This window comes from Aliidiomarina sp. B3213 (genome assembly GCF_003290085.1).
In the GTDB taxonomy this organism is placed as follows: Bacteria; Pseudomonadota; Gammaproteobacteria; order Enterobacterales; family Alteromonadaceae; genus Aliidiomarina.
Window position 1 is genome coordinate 89,570 of the sequence record NZ_QMKJ01000004.1, and the last position, 13,438, is coordinate 103,007.

The 13,438-nt window shown below is 40.6% G+C and carries 7 protein-coding genes; 2 read left to right on the plus strand and 5 right to left on the minus strand.

Features of this window, described 5'->3' with window-relative positions; genetic code table 11:
- Positions 1-5: 5 nt before the first annotated feature.
- Genes DQX04_RS11510 through DQX04_RS11520 form a run of 3 tightly spaced genes read right to left on the minus strand, consistent with a single transcriptional unit; the run spans position 6 to position 5,424 of the window.
- Positions 6-2,561, minus strand: a complete 2,556-nt coding sequence (locus DQX04_RS11510; RefSeq protein ID WP_111916086.1) for an Hsp70 family protein — start codon at positions 2,559-2,561, stop codon at positions 6-8.
- 2 nt (positions 2,562-2,563) lie between these two features.
- The gene (locus tag DQX04_RS11515) at positions 2,564-3,721 is read right to left on the minus strand and encodes a hypothetical protein (RefSeq protein ID WP_111916087.1); all 1,158 of its coding nucleotides are present in this window, start codon (positions 3,719-3,721) and stop codon (positions 2,564-2,566) included.
- Positions 3,718-5,424, minus strand: coding sequence for a CFI-box-CTERM domain-containing protein (locus DQX04_RS11520; protein WP_111916088.1), 1,707 nt, complete (start codon positions 5,422-5,424; stop codon positions 3,718-3,720). The genes DQX04_RS11515 and DQX04_RS11520 overlap by 4 nt, the downstream gene beginning before the upstream one ends.
- 381 nt (positions 5,425-5,805) lie before the next feature.
- Between DQX04_RS11520 and DQX04_RS11525 the strand changes: the two genes are divergently transcribed.
- The gene (locus DQX04_RS11525; protein ID WP_111916089.1) at positions 5,806-6,126 is read left to right on the plus strand and encodes a hypothetical protein; all 321 of its coding nucleotides are present in this window, start codon (positions 5,806-5,808) and stop codon (positions 6,124-6,126) included.
- 168 nt (positions 6,127-6,294) lie between these two features.
- Positions 6,295-6,957 (plus strand): hypothetical protein, encoded by a 663-nt coding sequence (locus DQX04_RS11530; RefSeq protein ID WP_111916090.1) that lies wholly within the window; start codon positions 6,295-6,297, stop codon positions 6,955-6,957.
- A 490-nt stretch (positions 6,958-7,447) separates the two neighbouring features.
- Here the strand turns inward: DQX04_RS11530 and DQX04_RS11535 are convergent, their stop codons facing one another.
- The gene (locus DQX04_RS11535; RefSeq protein WP_111916238.1) at positions 7,448-9,991 is read right to left on the minus strand and encodes a toll/interleukin-1 receptor domain-containing protein; all 2,544 of its coding nucleotides are present in this window, start codon (positions 9,989-9,991) and stop codon (positions 7,448-7,450) included.
- A gap of 543 nt (positions 9,992-10,534) precedes the next feature.
- Positions 10,535-13,417 (minus strand): aminomethyl-transferring glycine dehydrogenase, encoded by a 2,883-nt coding sequence (gcvP, locus tag DQX04_RS11540; RefSeq protein ID WP_111916091.1) that lies wholly within the window; start codon positions 13,415-13,417, stop codon positions 10,535-10,537.
- Positions 13,418-13,438 lie beyond the last annotated feature (21 nt).

Sequence of the window (13,438 nt, forward strand, 5' to 3'; positions counted from 1 at the left end):
TATCCTTAACCAATCAGCTCCGATCCGTCACCCTCGCTGAGCATCGTTTTATCCGCATGTGGTAACAAACTATAGAGTTCAGAGACGATTGGTCTCAATCGCTCTTTGGACGGCGAATCTGTCGCAAGTTGTAGCCCTTTATCAATTAAATTACGTGCTCTGTGAGAATCTGACCATTGAAGCATGTCAAATTCATCGTTAAAGTTGTATAGAAGGCCTATTTCCATTTTAGCGCCTAAACCCTCGTCGGTAATTGCAAAATTCAACCGACGCATATTATCGATAAGTTCGCGTGCAAGTGTGATGTCCTTGTCTCTTATTGCTTCAGGTATTTGATCTTTATATTGAGAAATCAAAGGTTTAGCATTCTGATTATCAAACTCATTATTTGTTTGTTCCAGTTGATAGAATACTGATTTCAATTCATCTTCTACTTTTGGCCATTCACTCTCATCTTGAATCTTCTCAATTTTCTTTATTGCAGATCGTAGTCGATGAAGAACACCCATTTTCCGATCGTAGTCAGACTTTCCTAGCTCGAACTCTTCCTTGATACTATTAAGCTCTGTCTTTAATGCATCCAATTCTTCATAGTTCTGGTAAACACCTTCTTCACAAACTATTTTATGTGACTGTATGGCCTTATTAATCTCAGAACTCAAGTAGTCTGAATCAATCTCACTCTGTGTTGTATTTGTAGGCACGTCAATTTCATGCGTGTAATCTAACGAGGGAAAATAAGCAGATACAGTCATTCGTTCAGATTTATCAATTTTGACTGTTAACTCTACATCACTTCCCTCTGGCAGAAGTTTTGGCAGGTGCTCTCCGGTAATAACTACATCATAAACGTGCTCATTGTGTAATGCTCGAGTACCTTTCGCATTATGCTCTCCTTGGTATAGAGCAATCTTTAAAGAGTCATCAACAACGCCCGGTCGAATTGGCTTTTGCGTTTTTAAACCATTTTTGGTGCCCACTGCTGGTGTGGATTGATTCTTTTCCAGTCCTTTAATTGGATCAAATACTATTTTTCCTGAATCTCGACTCTTAATTTCCACCCCATAATGATAGGGTAAAGTTGCACTTCCGATCTTTGAGCCTTGAATAATTGTGAAGGACTCCGGTTCACAGTCTAATTTGCTTCCTTGCCCGTCACTTACTGACACTGTAAACAGGTTTGCTGAATCAGCTTTCAACGTCACATCGATAACTTCACCACTTTTGCCAACCAACTTTTTACCAGTTGACCATGATCTATCACTGTTGGTAAATTCAATATAAACTTGTTCAGGTACCTCACCATCTATTCTGTCTTCAAGTACTTTTACAGCGACAAACTCCTCTTCTTCAACTGTTGTTGCCTCATAGCTTAAACTTAGTTGTATCTTAGTTCTGTCTCGTTGTGCCTCTTGCAAATCATCAGCAATGTCTACCGTTGATGCGAATAAAGCTGCACCATTAGCAACAACGGTCATTGGATCTACGCTTAGATTGGGTTTAATTAACTGCTCTTCGAGCATCTTTCGAAGAACTGGTGAATATGTGGGGCCCCCAACAAGTAATAATGTATTGAGAGACTTTGTCGATAGATTATTGCGCTCTAGCAGAGCTTTACAAACATCAATAGCCTTCTGGAAAACAGGTCCAACAGCATGTTCCATCATTTCTTGCGTAACAGTAATATCTAGTTCTAACTCTTCACCGTTATCATCTTCACAAGGAATATCACCCAAATCGGATAAAATATTATGAGAGTCACTGAAAGACATTTGGATTTTGGCTTCTTCCGCGTAAAACTTCATTGCTGCCTGCAACGCAACTTTATTCGCCTCGTTTGAAAGAAATTCGTCTAAGTCGTATTCGTCTTGTAGATGAGGTAGGATAATTCTATCAACAATTGCCAAATCCAAGTTCTTTCCGCCCAAATAGTTATCGCCCTCGGTATCTATCACTTTCATGATACCTTCATGAACTTCCACGAGTGCAGCATCAAAAGTACCACCTCCAAAATCAAACACGAGAACTTGACCATCTTTTATTGACGAGGATAAACCATAAGACATCGCTGCGGCGATTGGTTCTTGCAATAGTTCACACTGCGAAATACCTGCTAACTTTGCTGCGCGAAGAGTTGCATCTTTTTGATTACTCGTGAATTTAGCTGGTACAGTAACCACGACTGCTTTTACATCTTCATCAGAAACAAATGACTTCAATGTTTTTAATACTTCAGCTGACAGCTGTTCTGATGAATACTCTTGCCCCATGGACTCAGAGTAGTATTTTTTATCGGTCCCCATCGTGCGCTTGAACTCAATAAACGCATTACTAGCCATAACATTTGGATTTCGTGATGCCTTTAATTTATCTCTCTTTAATGCACTATATGCAGAATCACCTATTTGGATGGACCTTTTCTTATTAAAGAATACACAAGATGGCATCGTATCTTTAAGAGTATCTGTCTTAATGATTATTGGCTTACCTTCCTCAATTCTGCTAATAGCCGAATTTGTTGTACCCAGATCTATTCCGTAATCAATTTTGTTTCTGGCCATTATTATTCCCCTGTACTTACTTCAACTTGGGCTGTTTGTATCATCTGCCCTTTAAAGTTAATTTGCGGCTTTATTATCTTGGTAATTACCTGTTCATTTGGTAAGAGGTTCTCATCTTGTACAAAAGTAGCTAACACGTTCATGCGCTCATCATAGGGTTTGTCCAACATCTCAACAATCTCATAGCCATTGGCAGCGAAGTTATCCTGAATCCTATTTATTGAGGCCATTAACTGCTTAAGCCCTTTTGTTTTCGAGTCCATCTTAGCGGCATTTTTTTCAATTCGGACTATTTCATCTGCCACTTTCAACGCCAATGTATGATCTTCCTCATCTTTTTTGTTTGAGGCCAAACTAGATGTTACTTTCTCCAACATATCAGAAGCATTTTTGTCAGTTGCTAGAATATTTGTTTCAATTTCATTGAAACGCTCTAACATTTTTTGTTGTATCGACGCTCTTCTTCTCTGAAGATATATTCCGAAGTAAATAAACAAGGAGGCAAGGATCACAAAAACGATACAAATGGCAATCGCCAAGTACCTCAGATAATCATTTACCAGAGCAATCGAAGTTGACGATTCAATAGATAACTGCTCAAGATTTGCATTGGTATCCTTATTTTGCTCCTCAAGGCTATCTATCATCTCATTTGTTTGCTCCTTAGAACTGTGTATGCGCTCATTCAGATCATTGGTATTGCCTTCAAGCTCTGCGTTTGTGTTTTCCTGTTGAATCTGCAGACTTACAATTTGCTGTTCCATATAGGCTCTATTAGCATCAAGCGCTGCGTTCAAGTTATTGAGACCAGTCTCTATTTCATCTTTCTTGGTCGTAAGTTGATTTAAACTCACCATCAGCCGATCAAGCACGCTTACTTGATCTTCAATCAACGTCCTATTTTCAATTTGCTCCGCTCTAGTGTTTTCTAATTCCGTGACTGCGTTAGCGATTAATTCTTCCAAACATATTAGTTGCTCGGACGCAGCTTGATTTACCAGCAACAACTGCTCAACTGAGGCGTCCGTATCATGTAAATCACGCTCATCAATGTCTTTTGTGATCTGGCCAACAATCTCACTATCGAAGGTACACTCTTGGCCTATGGCTTGTGAACTCAAAGAAGCGAATATCAGGATTAAAAATGTAGTAGCTTTCACTTTTCGATAACCTTTATTAATTTGTCGAGAATACCCCTAATCTTTTCATTGATTATGGGATGGCCGGCCAACCGAGATACCAAATGAGGAGAGACTGCATAATAAATTTTTATGAACAATCTACCCGTAAAACTCGCTTTGAGAACGTTATCTCTATAACGCCTAAGTGCTTTGACTTTTGGATGATCATAGCTCCCGTAAGCCATGGTCGCTATGTAACAGCCACCACTATTTTTACGTTTTATAGCCTCTAGATCCAAAACGATACTGCTTATAGTTCTTAAATTTACTTTTACCCTAGACGCCATATCTGGTGAGCAGCTTATACTAGCTAGTTGCTTTGTTAAATTGCGAGCCTGCGTGACTATTTTCAGCATTTTATCCAGACCATAACTTCTTGCGTTTTGCTGCGCGCCATTTACAACTTCGATAAGTGCATTTAATGCGCAATTAACAATCCCATCACTAAGCATTATGTAGGCATCATTGTCGTCTCCTATCTCAGCTCTTATCGCATCCAGCTCTGGACGACATGCTTGTATAAAATCACTCACTGCATTAATCGAGGATTTACTATTAAAAGCCTCTAACTCTTTAGTAAGCCTAGCGACATATGGTTCGACGTCACGTAAAAGTTCCTCTTGCTCTCTTTCTTCTTCCCTTTCCTGCATCATTTTTTCAAGCGTTTGACGACTATCTTCGAGTCGATTATTCGTCTGGCCAGAAGGACTTAGCTTGTGCGCTAGTTCCAGAACACCCAAAGCCTTCTTGTGTGCATCAGGATTTCCATTTTTTGATTGCGAATTAAAATAACTGATACTGCATTCTATTATTTCATCCGCAAGACTGTTCACTAATAGTTGGTATTTCAAATTACCTGAGTTAACCATACTGCTAATCGTGCTAAGCCTGTCTTTAGTATTGTTAAATAGCTTTTTTCCTAAACGGTCTGCTTTAAGAGGAGTTTGTTTTCGCTCATCTTCACAACGTTCAATCTGAGATTGTATATCTCGTATTGGTTCTTTGACTTGCTCATCTAATACTTTTCTTTGAATATCTGAGGGAAATTCCGTAAATAATTTAATGAGTTCGAACTTTTCGATCCCATTTGGATTACCAGTCAAATTATTTAACCAGCTCACTGTTTCATCAACAAATTCAGCAGTTAACCTTTCTGTATTAAGGTATTCAGACTTAATATGGAGTAATGATGGTAATTTTGATAAAGCCTGACTTTGTAGTAACCGACCTTTCAAATTAAGTCCTTCAGCCAGTTTTTCTTTGTCAACATGACCGTCATCAACAGAGAGAGCTAGGAGTAGCGTAGATAAATTTAGGTACGATGAAAGATTCGCTTCAGTTACTTCAGCCTTTAATCTGGTCCTCCATATATCGATTGCTGAATCAATCTCGTTATCCGCCAATTTGCTATGCGCAATTTCATCGAATGGAGTATCAACTACAAACCAAAACAAAGCGTGATGAAGCTTTTCATAGTTTTGTTCTAAAAGTGCGGTAGCCTGTAAGATTATTTCGGGTGAACGATCGACGCTATTCAATAGTGAGTAATCAGTTTGAAAATCAACCGACTTCCCAACCTCTAAAAAACGTTTTAATTTTGCAACTTGCTTTTGAAGATCTCTTTCACTCGAATTGGCGAACAAACCAAGAACTCGGAAGGGGTTTTCATGAACAATATCCAAGCGCGGTCTCCTTGATGTGTTTTTCTTGAATTCCTGTTTCTCAAAATGAATAAAAGCCCTAGCTCATTGGCCTATAAAAACAAACTATAACAAATGGCTTATATATGTTAACCCATACAATACCGGATATTGATAGCATCCTTTGCATCTTATTTTCTGCAAGCATCCAGCTTGTCAATATAAATGGCATTAGAACAAGGATATAGGCTTAGAACTTTACATAGTTTCATTGGAAAGGCAAATATTAACTCAGACTAAAAGTGTTTGACTTTTATAGCTAACGCTCTTAGAAATAGTTAATTTTAAGTAGAAAAGTAACAGTTAATTAACCTCGAAGACTTGCCGTGCGTCTTAGTTTTAACGATTTAGGGGAGAATGCCGATGGAATCTAAAATAATTCTAGGGCTACTAATGGGCTTCTTTGCGGGTAGTGCTTCTAAAGCTATCTTAACCGCAAATACTAACCCAGCGTTAGCTCCTGTAAACAGAGGCTGGTTCAATATTTCCACGAGTGCAACTCCGGTTATAACAATAATCTGGATCATATCGACTTTCGTAACCTATCCTGCAAAATATGGTTTTTTTGCGATCGGAGAAGTTGTGATTGGCGCAATCATAGCCGGTGTTATTTCACCCCATTCAAGAATTTTCGTAGCACAAGTTGCGTTGCCTGCAAGCATAATTTCATGGGTAACCCTTTGAAACGTTTAGGGTGTGCTGCTTACTCAATAATTGAATATCGAGATGTCTAAAGTCAAAATTAGTTAGTCGCTATTAATTAAAAGTGTTCTATTCGTATTGAAAGCTTAGAAAAGCTACCAATTGATAATCCAGAGCTACTTACCGGTAACAGATTATAAGGAACGACCAATGCTTTTCAGTAAGATTTTAAAGCCGCAATTTTTAGATTTTTCACTGACAATTCCTGCAGTGCTTTTAGGTGTGTTTTTGTTTTTGTTTAGCCCTAGCGCCCAAAGCAGCTCAACAGTGGTAAGCCTCGTTGATGCATTACAATCTGGGCAGGTCTCTATTGAGAGATTAAGTGGAAATGGTAGTTCTAGTGGTTCGTCGATCTCTGGCACCCTAAGAAATAATACGAATCAAGCGCTTAGAATAGGAACTAATATAAACCCAGCTTTATATTTGGAAAACTCTAATCCTTCAAATCAAAATATGATTGCTTTTCAAATCTATTTACGGGGCGGCGGTTACTACCGAGCGAATGGTCAGAATTTTATAGAGCTGGCCTCTAACAGAAGCACTTCCATTACCCTCATTGCATATTGCGCCGATTTTGAAAAAGGTAATCCGACCTATTCAGATTCCTTTGCAGTGAAATACGTGCCACAGAACTTAAGCTCTTTGGCTAATAAGATTGCTAGATACAAGCGCAACAATCCTAATCACGATACTACGGTACCGGCTCAGGTCGCTTTGTGGTTGGGACAAGGTGTACCTATTTCTGAAATAAAAGAAATGTTTTCCTTTAACGAACAAGATGAGCAAGTAGCTCGAATGATTCTTAACTACTAAATCCTGTAGAGCACAGCACTCTAATCTTGATATTGTTGATTTAAGAGTTTTCCTCTTATAAACAAACACCTCGGTATTTTTGGTTTGTTTATCTAACTAAGAGGTGACTATTGAGTTAATGTCTACTCAAGTTAACCAAATCTATACTCGTTTACTTGTTGTTCACTAGCAGGATCTATGGATAGCAAATTCAAGCTTCGGAATAAAAACATAACCTTGTCGAGATTCATCATTATAAAAAGCCCGCACAAGGCGGGCTTCACTATTAAACGTCTTATTTACCGCAAACGATTTATTTACTCCCAGTAAACGACTTATATACTGAAAACATAAAGCTCGTGTTCTCATGAAATAAGTCGTTTAATGGGAGTCCAGTTAAAGCAAATGCCTTAATACACTCGTATCTTAAATAAGATGTTTAAAGTTACGTTAGTAGACCCATTTAGAATCCACCGTTCAAGTCATCACCTTAGTAACGCTAAAAACTGAATTATCCCTTCCCTCGTTTATTACTGTCGAATAGTCTCTGTCTTTTCACAGGTAGGCCAAAGAGCTCTTCAAGTCTCTGCTTCTCTTTATAATCTGTGGGGAACATATAAACATGCTGAACGACAATCTCTTTCAAGATATGCTGACATACAGGATTGCTTTTTAATTTCAAATTGGTGCGTTCGAGCTCAACAAAATCAATATTCCTATTAAATTGAAGGTCTATCGCCTGCTTTATTAACGTTATTGCTGGTGAGTCAGATTTTTGCTCTAGCTCAACATATATTTCATAAGCCTCCCTAGAGCCTACAGATGACGCAATTTTCCGAACCACACCATTTATCACGCTATACACCAGATGGTAGTACGCCTTTTTCGCTTGATCTTCAAGCTCTGAGTTTGATATGTCCGACGACTCACTTAACAATGATAATACTATATTTATCACCTCCGTCTTGGTGCTATCGGAGATTGATATGAAATAGTCCAAAAATCTTAATCCTGTAGAGGTTCCATTTTCAGCTAGCGTTAATAAAATCGACTTTTCAAGAGTCGCATGGCGACTCTTCAAAATCTGTCCAGATATTTCCATTCCTTTAAATGTTTTATTAATACTTACAAGAATGTCAGAGGGTACGTCGTCATTCTCACGTTCATCATCTGCATTCTCACGGCTAAGCTTATCTAACCTCTTATTTCTCTCATCTCTTGATTCTTGGATACTCTTTGTTTGTATTATCAATTGAGGTATTTGACTTAGAAAATCATCCATGAAAGATAATTGCTCATTATTTAATTTAGATTCAGTTTGTTCCTTAAATAACCCACTCAATACATTGTTTATTTCATCAGTGACCCATTTTTCTTTTGAATGATGAGTAATGAACACGAGAATATTCGAGTAATCCTCCCGGTGAAAACCTGCAAGTAGCTTCTCGAATGCATCTTTCACTTCAGGTTTTGTTTGATACCCCTCTGCGATTTTTTTTGCGGTAAAAAAATAATAAATGTAGGGGTACGAGAAAGACAAAAGTCCATCGCTTTCCTTTAGAATTGGCACATGACTCAGAGTTGCTATCAACCTATTACCATCAACCTGCATGAATGTATTATTGTACTGCTTGAAAAATTCTTCTTTGAAATGCAGGTTTAACGGCCCCTCATTAGAAAATATTGTCCAAGCTAATTCAGTCAGGAAATTCATGTACTTTTCAATTTCAGCACTCTTTACCTTTGCTTTTTCTAAATCTTGGTATATGAGTTTCTGATAACAATGTCCGTGCGATGTCATATCCAAGTTTTGCTTCGTACTTGCCTCATGCATCTGCATTAACATCAGAATGTATATTGGCTTTGGAGGTAGTATATTCTTTCTTATTATAGAATTAAGATAAGCGCTGATTTCTTCACACCTCTTATATAGCTCTTTATCCTCAATAGTTTCCTCTTGCCCAAGAGATATCCACTTTCTTGCTATTTCCTCACGTTTATAGTGTCCTAACCCTTGGATTTCTGCTTCTTTATATTCCGCAAGATAGGTTATGTCCGACGCCATGAGACTGTATGATTCGTGAGCCGTAATTACTACCCAATCGCAATACTCCTCTACACTCTCGAGAAATCGATTTAATCCTTTTCTATTAAGCCCATTTTCATCTAGATTATCTATTAAAAGAATAACCTCAAAGTCCTGTGATTTGTTTAAATCAAGGTTTTCATATTGTGAATTTAGAGCCTTTTCAAGCATTTTATTTAGGTCGGAGCTCTTTAGGTTTTTAACATCAATGTAGATCGGAACAATACTACCAAGAAGAGCTTCTTTGTATATTGCTTTCAGTAAAGTGGTTTTTCCTTGCTGCTCCTCTCCTGTAATGAAATATCGTCCTTTTTGGCTCACTAACTTTTTTGAATCGATTATCTCGATATCTTTCACATCTTGGTCTAGAAGGAGGTCAGGCCAAACGAATATATGCGACAACTTCACTAAGTCAACGTGTCTGTGTGAAAACGATATCTCAGTGGAGTTCAACCAATCTAGGGTACTATTAGAAACCTTAATATCATTTGACAAGTCAAGCTGGCTTTGCACAGGCACAGTATTTGGAACAAAGTCTGCGAGCACTCGCCTGAGTCTTTGAGTTACGTCGACCCATGCTTCGTCCTGATTTTCCCATTTAGTTATAGCTAGAGCATCTTTAGGAAACGCTTGGAACTTTGAAAGTTGGGAGGCCTGCCAATCCACAGGTCTTATGATAATAGGAATTAGCCTTCCCGTACCTTCCTCCTCTTTCTCAATTGCTCTTGCTACTTCAACGTCCATGCAGTAATCCGATGCAAGAAATTTTGAACTAATTAGGAAGAGTATTATGTCTGCGCTGTCTAGGTTTTTATCAATCTCATTCTTCCAGTTATCACCCCCATCAATCTTCCTGTCATGCCAGACTGAAATTAGATTATCTCTTTTCAACATGGCGAGATGGTCTTCGAGCTCTTGCCTGAATGGTTCATCTATGTGTGAGTAACTGATAAAAACTTTTTGTGTCATTCTATCTTTCCCTAACTGAATCATTTGCATCAGGCTCTAATCGCCTAATGAATTATCCCTAAACATTAGAATAAATAAGGGGATTTTTGATTTAGTATTTTAAGTTTTTTTACGGTATCGGTGTCTTCTTCCTATCTCATATACAACCTTAAAGCCAACATCTATCGATGACAACCGAAACTTATACGGCTATTTAATAGATGATAGTTAAAAACTCGTAACATGCCTTTAGCTTGAGACGCTCTTACATCACATAAGTTGTATTAAAGTGGTTCTTCACTCTCCAAATTAAAACTTGTGAAAAGTTGGTTTCTCGACAATCTCCGCTTTTTTTCTACAAATTTTTCTGCTCCTCATTTCGAGGTCGAGAGATCACAATTCAAGGATTAGCCCTATCTTTTGGCTGGCCAAGTGTACTTCAAGTACATACAAGTGTAAGTTTCGCATGCGGTACTGACGAAATGGCTAACCTGTAATAAAAAAGCCCGCACAAGGCGGACTTCAGCTTTTAAACGACTTATTTCATGGGAACAGCTCGCTCGATTAACGATAAGCACTCAACGGAGGGCATGAACAAATCAAGTTACGGTCGCCAAATACGTCGTCAATACGGTTCACACTTGGCCAGAACTTGTGTCCACGAATCCACTCTGCAGGGTATGCAGCTTCTTCACGGCTGTAAGCACGGTTCCACTCAGCATTCACAATGTCGTTAAGCGTATGCGGAGCGTGAACCAATGGGTTGTCTTCCAAAGTCCACTCGCCGTCTTCAATGCGCTTAATTTCTTGGCGAATGCTGATCATCGCGTCTACAAAGCGGTCGAGTTCCGCTTTAGCTTCCGACTCAGTAGGCTCAACCATTAGCGTACCCGCAACCGGGAAGCTCATTGTTGGTGAGTGGAAACCATAGTCTTGCAAACGCTTCGCAATGTCGATTTCCGCAATGCCAGTTGCGTCTTTTAACGGGCGCAAGTCGATAATACATTCGTGCGCAACACGGTCGTTACGGCCACGATATAGAATCGGATAATGCGGCTCTAGGCGCTTCGCAATGTAGTTAGCGTTCAAAATAGCCACTTCAGTTGCTTCGCGAAGTCCACGGCTACCCATCATGGCAATGTACATCCAAGAAATTGGAAGAATGCTCGCGCTACCATAAGGTGCTGCAGAAACCGCAGAGTTACCTTTTACTAGCCCTTCTGCGTCCATAGAAACGTGACCCGGTAAGAACGGTGCCAAGTGGCTCTTCACACCGATTGGGCCCATACCAGGACCGCCACCGCCGTGTGGAATACAGAACGTTTTGTGTAGGTTTAAGTGAGAAACGTCAGAACCAATATAACCCGGCGACGTTACACCCACTTGCGCGTTCATGTTCGCGCCGTCCATGTATACCTGACCACCGTTTTCATGCACGATGTCACAGATTTCTTTGATCTTCTCTTCGTAAACACCGTGCGTAGACGGGTAAGTCACCATTGCACACGCGAGGTTGTCTTTCACGCTTGAAGCTTTCTCACGAAGATCTTCAATGTCTACGTTACCTTTGTCGTCGCACGCCACAACCACAACTTTCATACCTGCCATTTGCGCAGAAGCTGGGTTAGTACCGTGAGCAGACTCAGGAATCAAACAGATATTACGATGCCCTTCACCACGGCTTTCATGGTAGTAGTGAATAGCTAGCAAGCCTGCGTACTCACCTTGCGCACCAGAGTTCGGCTGCATCGACATTTCGTCGTAGCCAGTAATGTCTAGCAACCAGTCACTTAGCGTGCCGATCATCTCAGCATAACCTTGCGCCTGCTCTAATGGGCAGAACGGGTGCAGTTGAGCAAACTCAGGCCAAGTTACCGGAATCATTTCTGCAGTCGCGTTCAATTTCATGGTACAAGAGCCCAATGAAATCATGCTGTGGTTCAAGGCTAAGTCGCGGCCTTCAAGCTGGCGAATATAACGCAGCATTTCAGTTTCTGAGTGGTACTGGTTAAACACCTCGTGCGTTAAGAAGTCGCTAGTACGCTCAAGTTCTTTCGCAAGCGGTTCCATGCCCTGAGCTTTACCGTCTAGGTTAGCCAATTCCATGTCGTGGCCTTCACCGAACACAGCATTCAACAATGCCATAAAGTCGTGGCGAGTTTTCGCTTCGTCGAAGCTCACCGTTAAGGTGTCTTCTTTGTCGATGCGTAGGTTAATTTTCGCTACTTTCGCGCGCGCTAAAATACCGCTACGCGTAGTCGAGTCTACTCTGAAAGTAATCGTGTCGAACCAGTTAGAATTTTCTACTTCGAAATTATGCTCTTTTAGCGCCGCTGCAAACATGGTGGTGAAGCGTTGAATACGCTGAGCAATGGTCGTTAAGCCTTTCGGACCATGGTAAACGGCATAGAAAGAAGCCATGTTCGCCAATAGTACCTGTGCGGTACAAATGTTTGACGTCGCTTTTTCACGGCGAATATGCTGCTCGCGCGTTTGCATGGCCATGCGAAGTGCGGTGTTGTCGTTGGTGTCTTTAGAAACACCAATAATGCGGCCAGGTAATGAACGCTTAAACTTCTCGCGAGTTGCAAAGAATGCCGCGTGTGGTCCGCCGTAGCCCATAGGAACACCGAAGCGCTGTGCAGAACCGAATACCATGTCTGCACCCATTTCACCCGGTGACTTACATAGCACCAAGCTCATCAGGTCAGTAGCAACACCCACAATACCTTTTTTCGCCTGAACTTCTGCAATCACGTCGGTTAGGTCAAGCACATCACCGTTGTCGGCTGGGCTTTGTAGCAATGCACCGAATACGTCGTGCTTGCCAGCTTCTTGCCAAGGACCTGTGATAATTTCAAAACCAAACATGTCTGCACGTGCGCGCACCACATCAATGGTTTGAGGGAATACGTTGTCGGCAACGAAGAATGCGTTCGACTTCGACTTGCTCACACGCTGTGCCATCGCCATGGCTTCGGCTGCTGCAGTGGCTTCATCAAGCAATGACGCACTGGCGATTTCCATACCGGTTAAATCGATAGTCATTTGCTGGAAATTCAAAATAGCTTGCAAACGGCCTTGTGCGATTTCTGGCTGATAAGGCGTGTACGCCGTGTACCAACCTGGATTCTCAAGTACGTTACGCAGAATCACATTAGGTGTAACGGTGTCGTAGTAACCCGCACCAATGTAGCTTGTGAACACTTCGTTCTTTTGCGCGATTTTCTTCAACTTCGCCAAAGCTTCAGTTTCAGACATTGGCTCGCCTACCGACAGGAACGGCTGACGCAAGATAGAACCAGGAACGGTTTGCGCAGTCATTTCTTCAAGTGAAGGCGCACCCACCACTTCTAGCATTTCTTTCTGCTCAGCGGTGTCTGGGCCAATGTGGCGGTAGATAAAATCGTCGTGCTGTTCAAGCTGATTCAGCGATTTACTGCTCATGAAAATACCTATTAAATTCTA